Genomic DNA, 21,195 nt, shown 5'->3' with positions numbered 1-21,195 from the left:
GGGTTCTCATGACGATCAACATCACCGAAGATGCTGTCACCGACGTGGTCAACAACTCCGCCGTGGGTGTGCGCGGACGATTGTGGCGGCTTCACCCCAGCGACGTCCGCGAGATCGCCATCACCGCGTCAGCGGAAATCCTTCGCCTGGAAGCCATTCGATTGGCCGCTGTCGACACCCTGACGTTGAACCCGGACGAACAAGTACTCTGCTACCGCGGCACCGGACAATGGCTCGCGAACCACACCATGCTGCAGATCTCCACCGGCAGAAGAATCGCAGCCCTGGGCAAAGCGCTACGGTCGTTTCCCGAGATCGAAGACCAATTCGATGCCGGTGACCTCACTTTCGAGCACGCAGCACTGATCGTGGCGTTCTGCGAATCCCCACCCAAGGCAATGCCCGACGCCGCACTACCGTACTGCCGCGACACACTCCTCGCCGCAGCATCGGGAACCGAAGCAACCACCGTCAAACTGCGCTACGCCATCAGCGTCCTCGAGCACATGTTCGAATCCGACGACCCACCACCAAGCGAAGACACCGACCGCAACGAACTGCGCATCTCCCCCACCCTCAACGGAAGAGTCGCCGTCCGAGGCGATTTCGACGGAATGACCGGCGAAATGCTTCTCTCCGCCCTCTCCAACCTCTCCATGCCCACCCCCGCCGAAGACGGCACACCCGACAAACGACCCGCCGCCACACGCAACGCAGACGCCATGGCAGAACTCATCCGACGCTACCTCGACAACGCTGCCACCGGCATCGACGGCGGCCAACGCCCACACCTGAACGTACACATCAACGCCAAAGACCTGGCCTACCACCGTGAATGCGCCACAACGGGTGATGGCTCAACACCTGTCCCGTCCGAGGACGACGATCCCGGCATGCTCGATCTCGACTTTCACGATCTCGACAAACAAGATCTCGATGTCGGCCACATGCCCTGGATGGGACCACTGAGCGTCGGCCGCACCCGCATGATCGCCTGTGACTGCATGCTCTCCAGCGTCCTCCTCGACGGAAACGGTGCCCCACTCGATGTCACCCCACTCAAAAGGCTTGTCACCGCGGCACAACGCACCGCCCTGATCGCCCGCGACAAAGGGTGCGCCTTTCCCGGCTGCGACTGCGTCCCCGCCTGGACCGACGCCCACCACATCAAACACTGGGCCAAAGGAGGACCAACCGTCATGGACAACCTGGTCCTGCTCTGCCGAACCCACCACACCCTGATGCACCGAAAACCCGGATTCACCGGCAAATGGGAAATCCGAATGGGCACCGATCACCTGCCCTGGTTCATCCCACCACCGGGCATCGACCCCGACCGGAAACCCCGCCGCTCCACCACACGACTCTGAACCCGGAGGTCACCGAGCAAACGCCTCGGTGACCCATTCCGGCATGCTCTCAATTGCCTGCCCACTCCAAAAGATCTTCGGCGGTCCAGGTATTGATCACCCGATCGGCTTCGACACCGCACTTTTCGGCCCGGTCACAGCCGTAGCCCTGCCAAGCCAGCTGACCGGGGGCATGGGCGTCAGTGTCGATGGAGAAAAGACAATCGAGATCGCGGGCCAACTCGATCAAACGCGAAGGCGGGTCACGACGCTCCGGTCGGGAGTTGATCTCGACGGCGGTCCCTGATTCTCGGCAGGCCTCGAACACTTTCTCTGCGTCGAACTGCGACTCGGGCCGGGTTCCGCGAGCACCCTCGACAAGACGCCCGGTGCAGTGCCCGAGAATATCGACACGCGGATTTCGCACTGCAGCAAGCATTCTGCGGGTCATCGCCTCGCGTTCGGACCGCAGCTTGGAGTGGACGCTCGCCACCACGATGTCGAGTTCGTCGAGCAGATCGGGATCCTGGTCGAGTGAACCGTCCTCGAGGATGTCCACCTCGATTCCCGTGAGAATGCGGAAGGGAGCCAGTTCGGCATTCAACCCGGCTATCACGTCGAGTTGAGACCGTAGGCGCTCCGCGGACAGCCCGTTTGCAACTGTGAGGCGAGGCGAATGGTCGGTGAGGGCGCAGTAGTCATGGCCGAGTGCTGCTGCGCGTCGCATCATCTCTTCGATGGGGCTTCCACCATCGGACCAGTCGGAGTGGGTGTGGAGGTCGCCGCGCAGCGCTTGTCGCAATGGGCTGTCGCCGATGGGCTCAGCCTGCCCCCGCAGTTCCTCGAGATACTCGGGGATGCCGTCGTACGACTGAGCGATAATCGTGGCAGTCTTCGGCCCGATGCCGGTGAGGGCCTTCCAACTGTCGGCTTTCCGGCGAGACTCCTTCTGCTCGTCGGACAATCCTGAAAAGACCTCCGCAGCTCGGCGATAGGCCTTGACGCGGTGCGTTTCAGCGCGTGATCGTTCGAGCCAGTAGGCGATCTCCCGAAGCGCTTCATCCGGTTCCATGAGACCACTGTTCCGTCAGCAGCGGCTCGCGGCAACCCTTGATCCCCTTACGCTGTGAATATGGACGACCCGAGAGCACGATTTGAAGCCGCGCGGGTGGCTCACCTGGCAACGGCAGATGCGGCCGGCGTTCCGCACATCGTGCCGCTGGTATTCGTCTTGGTGGGCGGCACCGTCTATTCCTGTGTCGACCACAAACCGAAAACCACGACCGCTCTTCGCAGGCTCCGGAACATCACCGAGACGGGGCGCGCAAGCCTGCTGGTCGATCATTACGACGACGACTGGTCCGCGCTCTGGTGGGTCCGCGTCGACGGACATGCGGAGGTTCTCGACCCCGGCACCAAGGAGTCCGAGAGCGCGATCGATGCTTTGGCCGCAAAGTATCCGCAGTACGTAGATCACCGACCGCACGGACAGGTGATAGCTGTCCGCGATGTGGAGTGGTCGTCATGGTCCGCAGCAGCCTAAGGTTCTGTCCTAGTGTTCAAGGAGCGAAAGTGATTGCAACACTCTCAATTCGGACAAATTGGCGGGGGATCGATGAAACGACGGCAGTTACTTCAGCGCGCAGCCACAGGTCTGGCGCTGGTAGCGGGACCTCAGGTGATCGACATGGGTAGCAGTTCCGGAAGCAGTCAAGACGCAACAAGTCCGTTGAACGAACAGTTGTCGGTTGTTTCGCTCTCACACGTGAACGACCCGGCGACGACGCCGGTTTTTCCAGGCGACCCCGAGTTCACTCTCGACACAGCGGCCACCATCGCAGACGACGGCTACTACCTCCAGTACGTCAAGGAAGGTGAGCACACGGGCACGCATTGGGGCGCACCCGCACACTTCCAGGAAGGCGGCCTCACAGCCGACCAACTCGATCCGGCGGACCTCTTCCTCCCCGCAGTGAAGATCGACATCCGGGACAAGGCTGCCGCCGATTCGGACTATGCGCTCACGGTCGCGGACCTGCAGGAATGGGAAACGCGCAACGGCAAGATCCCCGATGGAGCGGCCGTAGTTCTCTGGACCGGGTGGGAATCGCGCTGGGGTAGCGAAGAATATGCCAACTCCGATGCCGAGGGCGTCACCCACCAGCCCGGCTTCTCGGTGGACGCGGCGCGGTGGCTGATAGACACCGGCCGTTTGGGCACCCGCGGAGCATTGGGAACCGACACGTTCGGTCCCGACCTCGGAAACGACGAAACCTACCCCGTCTCGACAATCCTGTACGACAAGCATCGAATCAGCCTGGAGAACTTGAACAATCTTGCCGCCCTGCCAACCACCGGGGCTAGCATCCTTGTCGGTGGTGCGATCAACAAGGCCGGATCGGGTTCACCGGCAACGATTTTCGCACTACTACGGCGATAACCATTTGCGACGGTCGCCGTAGACAACGACCGCGCCCTTCCCACTTCTCTTCGCCTCGTACATCGCCGCATCGGCCTGGCGAAGAAGAGTGTGCGCGCTGAGCGGTTCGTCCCCAAACTCGAACTGCGCGGACTCGAAATGCGCGACACCAACGCTCGCACCCACCGACACCGATGTGTCTGCAGTCTGATCGGACCTGAGTGCGTCGACGATCCGGCGAGCCACGACGACGGCGTCGTCGATCGTGCCCTGCAGGAGCACTGTGAACTCGTCGCCACCGAATCGGGCGACAAACGCACCCTCGGGAACCGCTTCGCGCAGACGTGCTGTGAGAGCAACCAGTAACCGGTCGCCGGCCGGGTGCCCGTATCGATCGTTGATCTGTTTGAAGTCGTCCAGATCGACAAGCATCAGCACCCAATCGGAGTTCGTCTGGCGATAGTCGTCGATGGCGCTCGCAAAGTGTTCGTCGAACGCGGCCCGGTTTGCAAGCTCGGTGAGTGGGTCGTGATGTGCTCGGTACCTCAGCTCGTCCTGGGCAGCGGAGATCTGTTGAAGGAGCGCGTCGTTCTCGAGGAGCGTGAGTATTTGGCGCACCAGCGCGAGAACCAACACGCCGACGCCGAGTATCACGACCACGGCATCGAGGTTGCCGACGATCAGCGCCTGAACAGTCACGATCGTCGCGATCACCGCGATCAACAGATACGGCAGCAGCAACTGAGTCCGATCGCTTCGCCACCGCTGCGGCGCGTTGCGGTTCCGAGGCTCGGTTCGCTTCGTCAGCGCCGCCAAGGCGATCAACGGCGGCCCCGCGATGAACCCGGCATCGGCGATGGTCGGCATACTCTCGGCGCCGATCGCCACCAAGTACGCGTACAGGCTGTCCGATAGGGAGAGCATCACCAACCCGCACCCGAGGAACGTCAGCGGTTCACGGATCTCTGCTACGGCCTTCGGTCCGATGACCATCAGCAAGACCATGGCGATCAGAACGAAGTCGGTGATCGGATACATCACCGCGACAAGAAACCCGAGAGATCCCGTCGGACCGGTATGAACGACGGCGCCCAGGGCCGTTGTCCACGTGAGGATGAACAATCCACCGACAACGACAAGGCCGTCGAGCGTCAGCACGAGCCAGAGATGGATCGGACCGATCGCCTCACGCCGGGGCGACTGACGCACCAACGACAGAAGCGCCGGCACGGCGAACACCGGGAACATGAAGAAACCGATATCCGCGATCGACGGCGACGGAAGTGGAACGTGGAGAACCGAGCGGTAGAACGCCCAGAAGAACATCCCGAGAGTCCAGCCGGCCATACCCAGAGCCATCAGAGTTCGCCAACGACGCTCGACGCCGTGATAGCGCCGCGATGTCCACCAACAGACCGCAGTTGCGGTGGCTCCGCCGACGAGCTGGGCGATATCGTCCACCAGAACCGAAGTTCGTGGGCTGAGCAGCCCGGATCCGGCGAGAGCGATGACCGCGACAACGACGCCGAGAACCAGCCACGTGCGTCGCGCTCGGAACTGCGTCATCGAAGAACCCATCGGTGTTCAAGGCGTCACCACCGATCGTCTTGCAGCCGGCATCGTTGCGGCCGGAATGTTCGTGGTGACGAATGCCCGTACGAACCTACCCGATTTGGTAGCGGATTGTTAACTGGACGAACGATCAGGAAGGCTCGTACGCCGCGGCGCTGTATTCCGCTCGGGTCCTACGCCGCTGCGAGGTCCATTTCGCGATCACCCCTTGCGACGGGCTGAACAGGTACACCAGAGCGAACACGATGCCCTGCGTCATGACGACCATGCCACCGGAAGCCGTGTCGAGGTAGTAGCTGACGTAGATACCGGCAATCGCGCAGACTGCGGAAACGACGGGAGCTATCACCAGCATCCGCGAAAACTTGTCGGTGAGGAGGTAGGCCGTCGCGCCGGGGATGATCAGCATCGCCACCACCAGCACGACGCCGACGGCTTGCAACGCCACAACGGACGTGAGTGCGAGGACGCCGAGTAGCAGCGCACCCAGGCGCTTGGGCGAAAGACCTATCGCGTTCGCATGGATCGGGTCGAAGGCGAACAACGTCAGATCACGACGCTTGATCAACAGAATGCTCAACGCCAACGCGCCAAGTATCGCGACCTGCAGAAGATCTGACGAGCTCACCCCCAGCAGGTTGCCGAAAATGATGTGGTTGAGATCGGTCTGGCTGGGGGTCACCGAGATGAGAACCAAACCGAACGCAAAGAGAGTCGTGAAGACGATACCGATCGCGGCGTCTTCCTTGACGCGACTGGTGTTACGGATCAGTCCGATCAGCGCTACGGCGATCAACCCGAAGATCAAGGCCCCGATAGCAAATGGTGCGCCGACGACGTAAGCGAGGACAACACCCGGCAGCACGGCGTGCGAGACGGCGTCGCCCATCAACGACCACCCGATGAGCACCAACCAACAACTGAGCACCGCGCAGACAACCGCTGCCACAACCGCAACGGCCAACGCGCGCACCATGAATCCGTACTGGAGAGGATCAAGTAGGAGTTCTACGAGGTTCATCGATCAGGTCCTGTCCATCACGTCGAGACCGAAAGCCAGGGCGAGGTTTTCCGGTTGCAGCACGGTGTCCGGGTCGGAATGCACCAGGACCTTGCGCATGAGCAGTACCGCCTCGTCGCAGAGTTTCGGCACAGCGTGGAGATCGTGGGTCGAGACCAAGATCGACCGGCCGTCGGAAGCCAACTCTCGTAGCAGCGTAGAAATCGTTGCCTCGGAACGCTTGTCGACGCCCGCAAACGGCTCGTCCAGCAACAGTATCGACGCGTCCTGCGCGATGCCGCGTGCGACGAACGCGCGCTTCTTCTGACCACCCGAGAGCTGACCGATCTGACGATCCGCAAATTCGGTGAGTTCCACCCGCTCGAGGGCCTCTGCCACCGCCTCGCGATCTGCACGCCGCGGACGTCGCAAGAACCCGAGGTGGCCGTACCTGCCCATCATCACGACGTCACGGACGCTGATCGGGAAGGTCCAGTCGACGTCTTCACTCTGCGGCACGTATCCGACGCGGCCGCTCTTGCGCGCAGTGGCTGCGTCGAGACCGGCGATTCTGACAGAACCGTTGTCCGGCTTGATCATCCCCATGATCACTTTGAACAGAGTCGACTTTCCTGAACCGTTCATACCGATCAGTCCGCAGACGCTACCCGAGTTCAACGTCAGATCGACGTGGTCCAGTGCGTGGACCTCGCCGTAGTGAACGCTGACGTTTTCGACGCGAATGGCATCGTTCATGATTTACCGCCGGTCAGACCGCCGAGGATGACATCGGTGTCGTGGCGAATCATGTCCAGGTAGGTGGGCACGGGACCGTCGGCTTCGGACAGCGAATCGACGTACAGCGTTCCGCCGAACTTCGCGCCGGTCGCCCCGACAACCTGCTGCATGGGGGCATCCGAGACCGTCGACTCGCAGAAGACGGCGGGAACGGAATTGGCTCGGACGAAGTCGATCGCGGCGATGATCTGCTGCGGCGTCGCCTGCTGCTCGGCATTGACCGGCCAGATATACGCCTCGCTGAGTCCCGCGTCCCTGGCCAGATAGGAGAACGCACCCTCGCAACTGACAAGTGCGCGCTGACCTGCGGGCAATGCCGCCAGGCCACTGACCAGGCCGTCCTGCACTGCTTGCAGTTCCGTCTTGTACTTCGCGCCGTTCTCCGCAAATGCCGAGGCGTTGTCCGGGTCGAGGTCGCTGAAAGCAGTCACCATGTTGTCGACGTAGATCTGTGTATTCAACGGAGACATCCATGCATGCGGATTGGGCTTGCCCGCATACGCGTCGCCGGCGATCGGAATGCCTTCGACGCCGTCGCTGACCACGACGTGTGGCACGTCCAGTCCGTTGACGAATTTCGCGAACCACGCCTCGAGGTTCATGCCGTTGTCGAGGATCAGATCGGCTTCGCTCGCCCGCCGAATGTCTCCGGGCGTCGGCTCGTAGCCGTGAATTTCGGCCCCCGCCTTGGTGATCGACTCGACGCGAAGATGATCGCCGGCAACGTTCTGGGCGATGTCCGACAGCACGGTGAACGTGGTGAGCACCACCGGGCGGTCGTCGTCGGAGCCAGAACTCACCGCAGAACAGCTGGACAGAAGCAGGGCGGCGAGGGCGGCAATTCCCAGGCGGCGGAAGTTCTTCGCGTCGCGTGTCGTCATGGTCGAACTCTAATATGTGGGTAAACAAATACACAAGTTCGTCTAGCCGAACAATCCTCACTCGATAGGCTCGCACCATGCGTCCTACTGCCTTGATCACCGGTTCCAGTCGCGGCCTCGGAGCTGCCATCGCACGCGAACTGGCGCCGACACACGACCTGCTGCTCGGTGCACGATCCGCACAGGCCCTCGAGCCGATCTGCGCCGAACTGCCCGGATCGACGCCCCTACCCCTCGACCTCACGGACTACGACGCCGTCGCCGCCGCCGCCTCGTCCATCACGACGCTCGACGTGCTGGTACACAACGCCGGCGTGGCCGACATCGGAACCATCGAGGAATCCTCGGTCGATCAGTGGCGACGCACCCTCGAGGCAAACGTCATCGCCGTCGCCGAACTCACGCGGGTTCTCCTGCCCGCGCTTCGTGCGGCTGGAGGTCACGTCGTGCTGATCAATTCGGGTGCCGGACTGCGCGCCAACGCCGGTTGGGGCTCGTATGCGGCCAGCAAGTTCGCCCTGCGCGCTTTCGGAGATGCGTTGCGCCTGGAAGAGCCGGCACTGCGGGTCACCTCCATTCACCCCGGACGGATCGACACCGACATGCAGCGCGACATCGTCGCGGGTGAGGGCGACGAGTACGACCCTGAGCGCTTCCTGAAAGCCTCCACTGTGGCGCGTGCCGTACTCACTGCCGTCGAAACACCGTCCGACGCACACCCCACGGAGATCGTGCTTCGACCTACCGGCCGGTAAATCCCCAGTTCGGCGGTAACGGAATGGTGACGATGGCCATCCGGATATCGCTTTTCCGGGCACTGGCCCGATACTGACATCAGTTGTCGGACAAAGAGACTGGACTTGTCTCAGGAGTTCATCGAGAGGTGGTGTGCGATGCATGATCATACGGATACATGGGGGATCCCCAGCCAGACTTTCCTTCAGTGGTACCTGGTGGCGGCTGCCGTCGCGATCGGACTCTCGCTGTACAGCCGAATGACTGCGCGCCGGTCACCGGTGGTCGTCGACGCTGTCCGTCGGCCGCTCACTCCTCCCGAGATCGGTGCCTTGACCAGTGACTACCAAGCGGTGCTGGCGTCGATGGCTATTCTGCGCAGCGCCGAGCTGATCAGCACCGAAGGCAAGACCAAGCTGGCACTCACTGCGGAGGACAAGAATCGTCTCGACTGGTTCACCCGTACGGTGCACAAGCGACTCGGCAACGGAAAGGTCCCGCTGCGGCAGGTGCGTCTGATGGGACGGCTGAACATCGCACTCGCACAACTACGTACGACGTTGATCGACGAGGGATATTTGCAACGCCAGCAGGACGGTCTGACCGCTGCCCTTCGGACCGTTCCGATCGTGGCGGTCATTGCTCTCGGCGTAGTCCGTCTCGTCGCCGGAATCGCCGGCGGTAAGCCGGTCGGGTTCCTGCTCCTCACCATCATCGTTCTCGCTCTGATGATTCCACTTCTTTGCATCAAGCGTCGTCGGACAGCTTTGGGAGACAGCGAGCTTCGACGCCTCAAGCACGAAAACTCGTACCTCTCACCGAAACTGCGGCCCGCGTACACGAGCTACGGTCCCTCGCTCGCCGGGCTGTCGGCGGCGCTCTTCGGTGCGGGCGCTCTGGTTCTGATCGATCCGGCGCTGGCGGGAGCGGTAGCTGCGGGCGCCGCGTACAGCCCGGGTGGCGGAAGTTCGAGCTACTACAGTTGTGGCTCCTCATCCGGATCATCCGGCTCGGACGGCGGTGGCGGCAGTGGGAGCAGTTGCGGCGGCGGGGGGTGTGGGGGATGAGCACGCATGCAGCCGACACCTGGGGGATCCCCAGCGAGGATTTCCTCTACGGCTACATAGCCGTTTCGGCCACGCTCATGGTTCTCACTCTGGGGTGGCGTCTGATGATCCGGGCACGCCGGCACGGGTACTCAACCGAGCACGGGTATTCCGCCGAGCAACTGACGCCTCCGGAAGTCGGAATGCTCACCGGCGAGTCACGCGCCATCGCAGCATCATTGGCAATCCTGCGTAGCGCTGACCTGATCACCACCGACGGCGCTGTCCTGCGCCCGTTGGGCCCTGGCGACGAGACCCTGGACTGGTACACCCTCACCGTGTACCAGCGCCTGGCCCAGCAGGCTCTACCCCATCGTCGGCGCCAACTCGCCGAGCGTATGACGGTGGAAACAGCTCGCCTACGAAACTCTTTGGCGGACCGGGGATACCTGACCTCCGACAGCGCCAGGCGTTCAATCTTTCTCTCCACAGTTCCGCTGAAGATCCTGGTGGCCGTGGGTATCGTCCGCATTGCTTTCGGACTGCACAACGACAAGCCCGTCGAGTTTCTGATTCTCGCCGTACTCGTCACCGGATTCAGCATCCCGCTGCTCGGGCTCAACTTCGATCGAACCACCTCTGGCAAGGCGGCACGTTCGGAACTGACCACGGCACACGCCTACCTGTCCCCGCGCAACAAGCCTGCCTTCTCCGCCTACGGACCACGTTTGGCGGGAATGTCCGCTGCTCTCTTCGCCGGTTCGGCGATGCTGATGATCAATCCCGCCTTGGCCTCCGCCGCCGGAATCGGTGCCGACGGCAGCGGAAGTAGCGGGGGTTCGGACGGTGGCGGTTCAGACGGGGGAGGCGGCAGCTGCAGCGGGGGTGGCGGATGTGGCGGCGGCGGTGGATGCGGGGGATAGCCGCGCCCGGGCGAGCATAAGCGCTGCGGCCTCGGTAGTGATGCCACGTTCCTCGCTCAACGAGTACACCTCGTCCAAGGTTCGACCGATCCCGCGGGTTCGTTCGACGACGTCGTCTTCGTTCCACCCCAAGACTTCTCGCCCCACGAGGTGAAAGGCTCCGCCTGCGTTCGCGACGAAATCAGGGGCACAGAGAACCCCGCGGTCTCGCAGAACCTCACCGGCAGCGGCATCGGTCAAGATGTTGTTTGCTGCGCCCGCCACGGCCAGAGTCGGAATCGACGCAGCCGCAGCGAAATCGATGATGCCTCCCATCGCGCAGGGGGCAAAGAGGTCACACGGTGTTCGGAGGACCTCGCCGGCAGGAACGACCGTGTGCCCCGCGAGAGAAGCCGCCTCGAGGCGCTGCGGGTCCGTATCGGCAACCAGCAGACGTGCCCCAGCCTGCGCCGCGAGACGGACGACGTCGCCGCCGACGGCGCCGAGCCCCTGTACCAGTACCGTTCGGCCGTCGAGTGTTCCGAGTCCTCGGCGACGCGCCGTGGCCTTCATCGCTTCGAACACACCCAGAGCGGTGGCGTGCGCGCTGGAACCGGCGCCACCGTTGTCAACCGAACGACCGAAGACGTATCTGGTGGTGCGACTGAGCTGATCCATGTCGGAAGAGTTGGTGTTGACGTCGGGACCGGTCCAGTAGTTTCCTTCGAGCTTGTCGATGTTCTCGGCGTGCATGTCGAGGATACGAGACCAGGTTGCGGCGTCGATCTGATTGCGCGGTGCGGGCAGTGCGATCACCGACTTCCCGCCACCCATCGGCAGGTCGGAGACAGCCATCTTCAAAGTCATCGCACCCGCGAGCTTCCCGGCGTCCGCCAGAGCGTGGCCGATCGAGGGATAGTGAGCGGCCCGCGTGCCACCCGACGCCGGTCCCAGACGGGTGGAGTCGATTCGAATCACGAATGTCGTGTCGGTCTCCCGATCATGGCGAGTGACGGTCAGTTCACCGTCCCAGCGCAGTTCGTCGTCGATACTCATTGAATCTCCTTTCCTGTCTACGGGTCAGTTGTGGGCGTGCAGTGGTGTTCCCGCGAGTGCGAGCATGGCCTCGCCCAACGCTTCGTTCTGACTGGGGTGCGCGTGGATGAAACGCCCCACTTCATCGGGAAGTGCTTCCCAGGCAACGGCCAACTGCGCCTCACCGATCAGTTCGCCGACGCGGTCTCCCACCAGGTGAACTCCGACAACAGGGCCTTTCGTTCCGCTTCGAATCACTTTGATTCCGCCGGTAGTTCGCAGGATCTGACTCTTGCCGTTACCTGCCAGGTCGTAGATGACGGTGGAGACGTCGGCGTACTGCGTGCGCGCCGCCTCTTCGTCGAGTCCGACCGATGCAACTTCGGGATGTGAGTACGTCACGCGAGAAATCAGATGTTCGGCGACCGGTATCGGATCCTTGCCGGCAATCTGTTCGGCCACAAAGATTCCCTGCTGGAAGCCTCGGTGCGCCAATGCAAGACCGGGCACGATGTCACCGACCGCGTACACACCGTCCACGGACGCACGGAGTCGTTCGTCGGCGACGACAAATTCATTCTCGAGACTGATTCCATTTTCTGCGAAACCGATACCGCTCGTGCGGGGCCCGCGGCCGACGGCGACCAGCAATACGTCGGTATCGAGTATTGTTCCGTCGCCCAGTTCGATGCGGACGGAATCGGCTGCTTCTTTCGCGGAATCGACCTTTGTGTCTGTCTTACAGACGATTCCACGTTTCCGGTATGCCCGCTCCAGCTGCTTCGACGACCACGGATCCTCGGCGGCGATCAGTCGGGGGAGTGCCTCGACGATCGTTACTTCGGCGCCGAACGAGCGCCAGAGGCTTGCGAACTCGACGCCGATGACACCGCCACCGAGTACCGTTGCGCTGGTGGGCACCCGGTCGAGTTCGAGTGCCTGGTCGCTGGTGACGATCCGTCGGCCGAGTTCTATGCCGGGGAGTTCCCGCGGATACGAGCCGGTGGCCAGAACGAGTGATGTTCCGGTGTAGCGGGTTCCGTCGACGTCGATGCTTCGCCCACCGACATACGTCCCGTATCCGTTGACGATGGTGATCTTGTGTTGCGCCAACAAACCTTGCAGACCGCTGTACAGCCGCTCGACTGTCCCGTTCCTGTAGTCGTGCACCTGCGCGATGTCGATGCCGTCAAAAGATGCCCGGACTCCGAATTGCTCACTGGTGCGTGCTGAGTCGGCGACCTCGGCGGAATGCAGCAGCGCCTTGGTCGGGATGCATCCGCGGTGCAGGCACGTTCCGCCGACCTTGTCCGCCTCGATCAGCGTGACCGACAACCCGAGTTGGGCGGCGCGGATCGCGCAGGCATAGCCTCCCGATCCTCCACCGAGGATCACGACGTCGCTGTGGGGTTCTGCAGTTGTCATCAGAGCCTTCCCAGGACGCGGATCGGGTTCTCGATGTAGTCACCGAACAGCCTCAGGAATCCGCCGGCTTCGCCCCCGTCACAGACGCGGTGGTCGAAGCTCAACGAGATCTGAGTGACCTTACGAACGGTCAACTCGCCGTTCACGACCCACGGCTTGTCGATGATGCGTCCGATCCCCAGAATTGCCGCCTCGGGGTGATTGATGATCGGAGTCGATCCGTCGACCCCGAATACCCCGTAGTTGTTGAGCGTGAACGTGCCGCCGGTCAGGCGGGCGGGTTCGAGCTTGCCGTCGCGGGCAAGGCCGGTGGTCACCCGAAGTGCCTGTGCGAGTTCGACTGTGCTCAGTGAATCGGCATTACGAATGACCGGTACCATCAATCCTTTCGGTGTCTGCGCGGCGATGCCCAAGTGGGTGCGGGCGTGTCGTACGATCTCGCCTCGAGCCGTGTCGACCGACGAGTTCAGTTCGGGGTACTGCGCCAATGCGGCGGTGGTCAGCCGAGCCAGGAGCGCCATCAGGCTGATCTTGTCGGAATCGGGCAGTGACTTGTTGATCTCGGCTCGCGCCGCCAAGAGTTCGGTGGCGTCGACGTCGACCCAGGTTGTCGCGTCAGGGATCTCGCGGCGGCTGGTGGACAGCTTGTCGGCAACTACCTTGCGTAGCCCCTTGATCGGAATTCTTTGGTCGGTCGCGTGTGACGTTTCCGTTTCCGGGCCGAAGTTTGCCCCGGCCTCGACGTCGGCGCGCGTGATGACTCCGCCAGCGCCCGATCCGGAAATCGTGGCTAGGTCGATACTGTTGTCAGAGGCCAGTTTACGAACAATCGGCGAGATCACACGTACCGACGGAGCCGCTCTGCGTCGGCGTCTCGGTGCATCCTCGCTGGTGCCGTAGCCGATCAGGACGTTGCCCGAACCGGCGCGTTCCTCTTCGCGGTAGCGCTCGTGGTTGGCCGAAACGACCGCGTCGACACTCTCGCCACCACTCACAGTGATCAGCGGTGTGCCCACCTTCAGGGTGTCCCCGTCTTTGCCGTGTAGTTCGATCACGGTCCCGGCGAACGGGATGGGCACATCCACAGCAGCTTTCGCGGTCTCGACCTCGACGACGATCTGATCGATGGTGACCACGTCGCCGACCTTGACGTGCCACTCCGCGATGTCGGCCTCCGCCAATCCTTCGCCGAGGTCGGGGAGCATGAATACCTGATTGGTCATGCCGTCACCGCCCAACGGGTGTCGGGAGTGTCGTTCCACTGCAGACGGTCGACGGCGTCCAGGACACGGTCGACGCTGGGCAGGTGGTGACGCTCGAGCTTGGGAGCGGGGTAGGGGATGTCGAAGCCGCTGACCCGGAGCACCGGGGCATGGAGATGGTGGAAACACCGTTCCTGCACGCGGGCAGCAATTTCTGCACCCACACCGGCAAAACCTTGCGCTTCCTGGATGACGATGCAGCGTCCGGTCTTTCGCACCGATGCGGTGACCGTCTCGTCGTCGAACGGCACTATCGAGCGGATGTCGATCACCTCGATGTCCCGGCCCTCGGCTGCAGCGGCCTCGGCGGACTTCAGTGCAACATCCACGGACGGACCGTAGGCGATGAGCGTCGCGTCACGACCGGGGCGACGGACGACGGCGCGACCGATCGGCTCACGTGCGGTCAGTTCGACATCTGCTCGCGCGAAGTACAGCTTCTTGGGCTCGAGGAAGATCACCGGGTCGGGGTCCTCTATCGCCGAACGTAGCAGCGAGTACGCGTCTTCCACCGTGGACGGCGCCACAACCTTCAGGCCGGGTGTGTGCGCGTAGTAGCCCTCACTGGAATCACAGTGATGCTCCACCCCGCCGATACCGCCGGCAAAAGGAACACGGATGACCATCGGAATCGACAGCGCGCCCTTGGTGCGGTTGCGAATCTTTGCGACATGGGAGGCGATCTGCTCGAATGCCGGATAGGCAAACGCGTCGAACTGCATTTCCACGACCGGACGAAAACCGGCCATGGCCATGCCGATTGCGAATCCGATGATGCCGGACTCGGCGAGGGGAGTGTCGAAGCATCGGTCGTCGCCGAAGTCGCGGGTGAGGCCGTCGGTGACGCGGAAAACGCCGCCCAGGGTGCCGACGTCCTCACCGAAGACGACAACGTTGTCGTCCGCAGCCAGAGAGTCGCGTAGCGCGGTGTTGAGGGCCTGAGCCATCGTGAGCATGGGCATGGTCAGTGTCCCCCTGTGTCAGCGGCTTCGGCGGCAAGTTCGGTTTCGAGTTGGGCTTGTTGCTCTCGCAATTGCGGTGTCTGCTCGGCGAAGACGTACCGGAACAGATCGAGCGGATCGTGCGGGCGGTCGACATTCATGCCGGCGCGCAGTGTGGCGGCCTCTGCCTCGGCCTCTTCGGTCAGTGATTCGACGAAGGCGTCGTCGATCAGATCGTGTGCGCACAGATACTTTTCGAGTCGCGGCAAGGGGTCTCGCCCGAGCCAGGCTTCCACCTCGGCGCTGTCGCGGTAGCGGGTGGCGTCGTCAGCATTGGTGTGTGCGTCGATGCGATAAGTGTGTGCCTCGACGATCACCGGTCCGTTTCCGCTGCGGACGAAGCGTGCCGCCTCGTCCATGACGGCCATCATCGCAACGGGATCGTTGCCGTCGACCTGCTCGCTGCCGATCCCGTAGCCGACGCCCTTGTGCGCCAACGTCGGTGCTGCACTTTGACGTGACAACGGCACGCTGATCGCAAATCCGTTGTTCTGCACCAGAAAGATCACCGGCGCTTTGAAGACGGCGGCGAAGTTCAGCGCCTCGTGGAAATCGCCCTCACTGGTGGCGCCGTCACCACAGAGCGCCAAGGCGACGGTGTTCAAGCCCCGTCGAGACTCCCCGTAGGCCACTCCGGCTGCATGCAGCAATTGCGTTGCCAGCGGGGTGCACTGCGGCGCACTGCGCAGTGCGACCGGGTCGTATCCGCAGTGCCAGTCGCCGGCGAGCATGCTCAGAATCTGCACCGGATCGACACCCCGGGCGGCCAACGCCATCGAATCCCGGTAGGTGGGGAAGAGCCAGTCACTCGGCTCCAGACTCATCGCTGCCGCGATCTGACATGCCTCCTGCCCTCGCGAGGACGGATACACGGCCAGGCGCCCCTGTTTGGTCAGCGCCGTCGCCTGCTGGTCGAAACGCCTGCCCAGGAACATCTTTCGATACATCGCGATCAGGCGATCGTCGCTCGGTTTTGCGTACCGGGCCTCGCTGCGCGTCAGTTCTCCGGCAGGGTCGAGGTACTGCACCGCGGAATCGGCCGGCAGGAACTTCTGATACCGCAGTTCCCCCAAGGGTTCGACAAGTGTCACTTCTACCTCCAGAAGACGTTGTGTCCATCAGTATTCGCACTTCGGCGACGTAATGGCAGCAAGCGTCGAGGATTCAAGACAAACGGCCTATCATGAGGATTCGGGCAGCAATATGTCCATCAACCGACTCGACTACCGAACCAGGAATGGACAGATGGCCACCGAACCGCACGCTCTCGATGCGATCGACCGTCGCATCATCGCCGAACTGACCGCAGACAGTCGCATCTCCATGCGTGCACTGGCCGAAAAGGCGCACATATCTCGCGCTCACGCCTACGTCCGCATCGAAAGGCTCGAGGACGCCGGAATCATCACCGGATTCACGACGCGGATCGCCCACGAGAAGGCCGGACTCGGCTCCTCGGCATACGTGGCACTCTCGATCAGGCAGCACTCGTGGCGAGGTCTGGCGGCGTCCTTGAAGGCCCTGCCGTTTGTCGAGCACTTCTCCCTCCTCGGCGGCGACTTCGACGTTCTGGTGCTGGTTCGAGCCCCGGACAACCAGGAACTACGCCACACCGTTCTCGAAGAACTCCAGGGACTCGACGGGGTTCTCTCGACCAAAACGTGGCTGATCTTCGAAGAAGGCAACGGTCCGGGACCCAACTGGTTGCCCGGCTGATCCGTCTATAGTCGCCGTTAGCAGTTGCACACGGGAGGTGACTCGAATGACCCTGCACGGCCTGGGAATCGGTTGGCGCCCCGAGGTCTCCGGAATCATCGCGCAACTCGACGGCCTGGCATTCTGCGAAGTCATTGCCGAATCCGTCGGAAACGAGATACCGCCGCACCTCGGCTCGCTCGGAGTTCCGGTGATCCCGCACGGAATCTCGCTCTCACTTGGCGGGGCCGAGGCGGTAGATCAGGCACGGATCGATCACCTTGCGCGTGCATCCCAGCTACTGGGCGCTCCCTTGGCGAGCGAGCACATCGCATTCGTGCGTGCAGGCGGCATCGAGGCCGGCCACCTGCTCCCACTTCCGCGCACCTACGAAGCCGTCGACGCCCTGGTACGCAACATCACCCGGACTCAGGACGGTCTACCGGTGCCGTTCGCCGTCGAAAACGTTGCCGCCCTGTTCGACTGGCCGGACGACGAGTTGACCGAAGGGGAGTTTCTCGCGGAGATCGTCGAGCGCACCGGAGCCCTGCTGGTTCTCGACATCGCGAACGTCTACGCCAACGCTCTCAATCGCGGGCGTGATCCGTGGACCGAACTGAGCCGGTTGCCGCTCGAACGAATCGCCTACTGCCACATCGCCGGTGGCAGTCTCGGCGACGGTAAATACCACGACACGCACACCGATCCGGTACCCGGAGCAGTGCTGGAACTACTCGCGCAATTCACCGCGGCCGGTCACCATCCCGCGATCATGCTCGAGCGAGACGGCAACTATCCGCCGGCAGTGGAATTGCTCGACGAGCTCGATGCCATCGCCGACGCAGCTGGTCTGGATCGCATAACCGCGGGCACCGACTGGTCACGCACATGAGCACGCTCGGTGAGCGTCAAGAGGCGCTTATTCGCGCACTGGTGGCGGGTGGCGAACTACCCGAAGGCTTCGACAAAGACGATGCCGCCGTTGTCTCGGCGGCACTGCTCCGAAAGCGCGCCGGAGAAGTGGCGCACCACCTTCCGGTCGTGCGCCACACTCTCGGCGATCGTTATCTTCAGTTGTTCACAGCGTGGGCGGACGGACGGCCGAAGTCGTCTTCGCATGCGGATGCCCAGGCCTTTGTCGCCCATCTTCAGGACATCGGCGAACTGCCTCGCCCGCCCTGGTATCAGAGGTTTCGAAAGCTCTCACGCAAGTGAGACAACAGCTTCGCTGGTGTACATGAGGAACGTCATCGATTCCTGGAAGTACAGCTCGACGGAGTTCGCATCGTGCGAGAGATAGCCGATGGACAGGTCCTGGCCCAGATGCAGTTCGTAGTCACCACCACGCGTCGACAGCAGGAAAGCGCCGTCGATGGCCGGGGCCCAGATGATCTCGCCGTCGAGAACGCGTCGCAGGTGCTCGCGGATGGGGTAGCCGTGATCGGAGGTCTCGTTGATCGCGGTGAACGCGTCGGCGTTCAGGAGCAATGAGTACGGTCCGTTGACACCGGCCAGGCGCAGCGACGTGATCGCCTGGCTGATGGCCTCCGGGTAATCCTTGGCATCGATGGGCAGCTTCAATTCCGGGTTGGAACCGCTCGCCCGCACGCCGGTAATGCTGGCTGCGGGGTATCCCTCGAAGATGGCGCGGTCCTCGGCGAAAGCGATCTGCTTGGCCGCGTCCTTGACGGGCTGCCAGTCGGAGTCCTTGGCGCCGCGCTCGACGTCGTCGATAGCCTGTCGGCTGATGGTGAACGGAACCCGCAGTTCGATGACCGGCTGGGACTGACGAGCATGTGCGATGACGCCGTCGGCCAAGGGATTGATCGGCACCTGATGCCCGAGTGGGATGGCCGCGAGATCGTCACCCGACGGTCCCTCCACATCCACGACACGACGACCGGCGACGTGACGCTTGAAGGTACGGCTCGCCTCTTCTTCGATCTCGGCCCAGGCTGCTGCCGAAATGGGTGCTAGGTCGCGGTGCAGGTTTGTCATTGCTGGGCACTCCTTTTGAGGCTGCCGATTCCGAGAGAACCGTCAGAGATGGGCGCTGTGAACGTCGCTTCGGGAACGAGCCTGGTCGGCAAGTCCGGGGGATCGTCGAGAAAGTCCGCCGTCGGAACAAAGAAATTGATTCCGGTGACGGCGGTGGAGAAATCGAGAATGCGGTCGTAATTGCCGACGGGATTCCCGATGAACATGTTGGTGAGCATCTGCTCGGTGACCGTCGGCGACGCCGAGTAACCGATGAAATAGGTACCCATCTCAGCGGAGCCGACGTGGCCGAACGGCATGTTGTCGCGCAGAATCTGGATCTGCTCACCGGATTCGTCTTCGATGACGGTGAGTGCGGTGTGGGAGTTGGCCGGCTTGGTGTCGTCGTCCATCTCGAGATCTTCGAGCTTGGAGCGTCCGATGACGTTCTCCTGCTCCTCGACGGGCAGGGAGTTCCACTCCGACATGTCGTGGAGGTACTTCTGGACGATGACGTAACTGCTGCCTGCGAAATCCGGATCCTCGTCACCGACGGTGACCGCGACGTAAGCGGCCTGCCCGGACGGGTTCTCGGTACCGTCGACAAAACCCATGAGGTCGCGTTGCTCGAAATACTTGAACCCGTGGACTTCGTCGATCACCGACGCGGCCCCGGCCAACCTGTTGGTCACGACCGTGGCGAACTCGAAGCACAGGTCCATCTGACGGGCCCGGATGTGAAACAACAGATCGCCCGGCGTGCGCGGGGCGTGGTGTTTGTCACCGGTCAACTCGACGAACGGATGCAATTCCGCCGGCCGTGGACCGTCGAAAAGTCGGTCCCACGCATCCGAACCGATGCCGACGACGGCAGCCAAGCCACCGGCGGGAACCCGGAATCCGATCGAGCGTTGCAGCCCGGAAATATCCGCCAGAACGTCGTGAACTGCCTGCTCACCACCCTCGTCGATGGTGAAAACCAGGAAGATCGCAGCTTCCGTGAGCGGGGTCAGCAACGGCTGCGATATCGCGGGAAGGGCCACTTCGGCCTCGTCGATCTCACTCGTTTCCGCCATGCAGACCAGTATGGACGATTCCGGCAGTCCCGGCATCAGTAGTGGGTAAGTCGCGTCAGGGTGTTGCGGCCTGGGCGCCCGCGTCGAAGCCGGCCGGAATCTCGAAGATCTTTCCGTCGAACCCGGCGCGGTAGAGATGCCCGGCCGCGAAACCGGAATTGCCACGCCCGTAGGTCAACACACTCGACGCCTGCAGGCCGCTGGTGAGCGAGCAGTACTGGCCGGGTCCGTCGATCCGCCACACCTCACCACTGATGTCCGTGGGAACAATTGCGCGATCTCGCGAGTCCAAGGTCAAACCATCTGGGGCAGAGAAGGTTTCGAGACCGCCGAGATCGACCAACGACTCCGAATATCCCGGATTGTCCACGGAGATGCGGCTGACACCCGGGTTTGCGAACGTGCGCGAGACGTAGAGCCAGCGATTATCGGCGCTCAGGGCAGCGCCGTTTGCACTCGGGAAGGTTGCCCACGCCGGGTCGACGGAACCATTCGGGCTGACCTTTCCGATCAGCGAACCGAAATCGTTGGTGGCGTAGATCGTCCCGTCGTGCGCGACGGCGAGGCCGTTTGCAGCGCTCAGACCACCGGCTATCGGCGTCACGGCGCCCGAGTTCACGTCCACCCGCGCGACCGACGCAGCACGCGTCAGATCGCCGATCAGCACGCCGGCGTTTGCTCCGGTTCCCACCAGCAGTGAACCGTCCGGGCTCCACGCGAGTGCGCCCGCACCGCCGGGAACCGTAGCGATCGGAACTGCGGCCTGACCAGGCCCGTCGACGCGGAAGATCCGCCCACTCACCAGGTCGGTCGTATACAGGCGCCCTTGCCCGTCCACGGTGACACCCTCGAGGGCCGCGCCCGGAATCTGGGCGCTGAGTATGGCGGGCGACGATCCAGGGCAGGGCGGAGCGGCCGCGGCACCGGACACGCCCAGAGCCAGAAGCGAACCGGCAACAAGAGCACCGGTGATACCTACCCGAATACCGCGATCGAAGATCCTGGTGCGCATCTGCGCAACG

At 62.8% G+C, this 21,195-nt stretch carries 22 protein-coding genes; 9 read left to right on the top strand and 13 right to left on the bottom strand.

What is annotated here, in order from left to right:
- The first annotated feature begins 8 nt into the window (after positions 1-8).
- Complete coding sequence (locus tag ACYP01_RS28750; RefSeq protein WP_459683439.1) at positions 9-1,370, top strand: HNH endonuclease signature motif containing protein; 1,362 nt, start codon at positions 9-11, stop codon at positions 1,368-1,370.
- 49 nt (positions 1,371-1,419) lie between these two features.
- Here the strand turns inward: ACYP01_RS28750 and ACYP01_RS28745 are convergent, their stop codons facing one another.
- Positions 1,420-2,421 carry a PHP domain-containing protein gene (locus ACYP01_RS28745; protein WP_003942580.1) on the bottom strand — a complete coding sequence of 334 codons (1,002 nt, stop codon included), beginning with the start codon at positions 2,419-2,421 and terminating at the stop codon, positions 1,420-1,422.
- A gap of 60 nt (positions 2,422-2,481) precedes the next feature.
- Here ACYP01_RS28745 and ACYP01_RS28740 point away from each other — a divergent pair, with 60 nt between their 5' ends.
- Both ACYP01_RS28740 and ACYP01_RS28735 read left to right on the top strand, forming a co-directional pair.
- Positions 2,482-2,892, top strand: coding sequence for a TIGR03668 family PPOX class F420-dependent oxidoreductase (locus ACYP01_RS28740; protein WP_030537452.1), 411 nt, complete (start codon positions 2,482-2,484; stop codon positions 2,890-2,892).
- Between the two features lie 144 nt (positions 2,893-3,036).
- A complete protein-coding gene (locus ACYP01_RS28735) occupies positions 3,037-3,789 on the top strand; it encodes a cyclase family protein (RefSeq protein WP_007729041.1) in 753 nt (250 codons plus the stop codon).
- Here ACYP01_RS28735 and ACYP01_RS28730 read toward each other — a convergent pair.
- The 4 genes from ACYP01_RS28730 to ACYP01_RS28715 form a co-directional block, all read right to left on the bottom strand.
- Entirely contained in the window at positions 3,778-5,334 is a 1,557-nt protein-coding gene (locus ACYP01_RS28730) for a diguanylate cyclase domain-containing protein (RefSeq protein WP_459683436.1), read from the bottom strand. The genes ACYP01_RS28735 and ACYP01_RS28730 overlap by 12 nt on opposite strands.
- 136 nt (positions 5,335-5,470) lie before the next feature.
- A complete protein-coding gene (locus tag ACYP01_RS28725) occupies positions 5,471-6,361 on the bottom strand; it encodes a metal ABC transporter permease (RefSeq protein WP_003942568.1) in 891 nt (296 codons plus the stop codon).
- 3 nt (positions 6,362-6,364) lie between these two features.
- A complete protein-coding gene (locus ACYP01_RS28720) occupies positions 6,365-7,096 on the bottom strand; it encodes a metal ABC transporter ATP-binding protein (RefSeq protein WP_277377755.1) in 732 nt (243 codons plus the stop codon).
- Positions 7,093-8,019 (bottom strand): metal ABC transporter substrate-binding protein, encoded by a 927-nt coding sequence (locus tag ACYP01_RS28715; protein WP_030537457.1) that lies wholly within the window; start codon positions 8,017-8,019, stop codon positions 7,093-7,095. The genes ACYP01_RS28720 and ACYP01_RS28715 overlap by 4 nt, the downstream gene beginning before the upstream one ends.
- Before the next feature lie 77 nt (positions 8,020-8,096).
- On the opposite strand from ACYP01_RS28715, the gene ACYP01_RS28710 reads away from it, so the two are divergent.
- The 3 genes from ACYP01_RS28710 to ACYP01_RS28700 all read left to right on the top strand — a co-directional run bounded on the left by ACYP01_RS28710 (position 8,097) and on the right by ACYP01_RS28700 (position 10,723).
- A complete protein-coding gene (locus ACYP01_RS28710; RefSeq protein WP_007729052.1) occupies positions 8,097-8,774 on the top strand; it encodes an SDR family oxidoreductase in 678 nt (225 codons plus the stop codon).
- A gap of 138 nt (positions 8,775-8,912) precedes the next feature.
- A complete protein-coding gene (locus ACYP01_RS28705; protein ID WP_459683432.1) occupies positions 8,913-9,821 on the top strand; it encodes a TIGR04222 domain-containing membrane protein in 909 nt (302 codons plus the stop codon).
- On the top strand, positions 9,818-10,723 hold the full coding sequence (locus ACYP01_RS28700) for a TIGR04222 domain-containing membrane protein (RefSeq protein ID WP_459683430.1): 906 nt from the start codon (positions 9,818-9,820) through the stop codon (positions 10,721-10,723). Before ACYP01_RS28705 ends, ACYP01_RS28700 begins: the two co-directional genes overlap by 4 nt.
- Here ACYP01_RS28700 and ACYP01_RS28695 read toward each other — a convergent pair.
- From ACYP01_RS28695 to pdhA, 5 genes are read right to left on the bottom strand one after another with little or no spacing between them, the layout of a single operon-like run.
- Positions 10,655-11,758, bottom strand: a complete 1,104-nt coding sequence (locus ACYP01_RS28695) for a Glu/Leu/Phe/Val dehydrogenase family protein (protein ID WP_459683428.1) — start codon at positions 11,756-11,758, stop codon at positions 10,655-10,657. The genes ACYP01_RS28700 and ACYP01_RS28695 overlap by 69 nt on opposite strands.
- Positions 11,759-11,782: 24 nt before the next feature.
- On the bottom strand, positions 11,783-13,162 hold the full coding sequence (lpdA, locus tag ACYP01_RS28690; RefSeq protein WP_459683426.1) for a dihydrolipoyl dehydrogenase: 1,380 nt from the start codon (positions 13,160-13,162) through the stop codon (positions 11,783-11,785).
- Positions 13,162-14,385, bottom strand: coding sequence for a dihydrolipoamide acetyltransferase family protein (locus ACYP01_RS28685; protein ID WP_459683424.1), 1,224 nt, complete (start codon positions 14,383-14,385; stop codon positions 13,162-13,164). The genes lpdA and ACYP01_RS28685 overlap by 1 nt, the downstream gene beginning before the upstream one ends.
- Positions 14,382-15,386, bottom strand: a complete 1,005-nt coding sequence (locus tag ACYP01_RS28680; protein WP_459683422.1) for an alpha-ketoacid dehydrogenase subunit beta — start codon at positions 15,384-15,386, stop codon at positions 14,382-14,384. Before ACYP01_RS28680 ends, ACYP01_RS28685 begins: the two co-directional genes overlap by 4 nt.
- Positions 15,387-15,388: 2 nt before the next feature.
- Positions 15,389-16,516 (bottom strand): pyruvate dehydrogenase (acetyl-transferring) E1 component subunit alpha, encoded by a 1,128-nt coding sequence (gene pdhA / locus ACYP01_RS28675; RefSeq protein WP_459683420.1) that lies wholly within the window; start codon positions 16,514-16,516, stop codon positions 15,389-15,391.
- Between the two features lie 154 nt (positions 16,517-16,670).
- On the opposite strand from pdhA, the gene ACYP01_RS28670 reads away from it, so the two are divergent.
- Genes ACYP01_RS28670 through ACYP01_RS28660 form a run of 3 tightly spaced genes read left to right on the top strand, consistent with a single transcriptional unit; the run spans position 16,671 to position 18,335 of the window.
- Positions 16,671-17,141 (top strand): Lrp/AsnC family transcriptional regulator, encoded by a 471-nt coding sequence (locus tag ACYP01_RS28670; RefSeq protein ID WP_064113143.1) that lies wholly within the window; start codon positions 16,671-16,673, stop codon positions 17,139-17,141.
- Positions 17,142-17,187: 46 nt separating this feature from the next.
- Entirely contained in the window at positions 17,188-18,012 is an 825-nt protein-coding gene (locus tag ACYP01_RS28665; RefSeq protein WP_459683419.1) for an MbnB/TglH/ChrH family RiPP precursor modification enzyme, read from the top strand.
- On the top strand, positions 18,009-18,335 hold the full coding sequence (locus ACYP01_RS28660) for a hypothetical protein (protein ID WP_459683417.1): 327 nt from the start codon (positions 18,009-18,011) through the stop codon (positions 18,333-18,335). Before ACYP01_RS28665 ends, ACYP01_RS28660 begins: the two co-directional genes overlap by 4 nt.
- Here the strand turns inward: ACYP01_RS28660 and ACYP01_RS28655 are convergent.
- The 3 genes from ACYP01_RS28655 to ACYP01_RS28645 are packed head-to-tail and all read right to left on the bottom strand — an operon-like array spanning position 18,324 to position 21,185.
- Positions 18,324-19,118, bottom strand: coding sequence for a family 1 encapsulin nanocompartment shell protein (locus tag ACYP01_RS28655; protein WP_459683415.1), 795 nt, complete (start codon positions 19,116-19,118; stop codon positions 18,324-18,326). The two genes, ACYP01_RS28660 and ACYP01_RS28655, sit on opposite strands and share 12 nt — an antisense overlap.
- Positions 19,115-20,173 (bottom strand): Dyp-type peroxidase, encoded by a 1,059-nt coding sequence (locus ACYP01_RS28650; RefSeq protein WP_459683413.1) that lies wholly within the window; start codon positions 20,171-20,173, stop codon positions 19,115-19,117. Before ACYP01_RS28650 ends, ACYP01_RS28655 begins: the two co-directional genes overlap by 4 nt.
- Before the next feature lie 55 nt (positions 20,174-20,228).
- Entirely contained in the window at positions 20,229-21,185 is a 957-nt protein-coding gene (locus tag ACYP01_RS28645) for an SMP-30/gluconolactonase/LRE family protein (RefSeq protein ID WP_118605317.1), read from the bottom strand.
- Between the last annotated feature and the right edge of the window lie 10 nt (positions 21,186-21,195).

It is taken from the genome of Rhodococcus sp. no. 34, from assembly GCF_054589475.1.
This window is presented reverse-complemented; position numbering and strand designations above follow the sequence as displayed.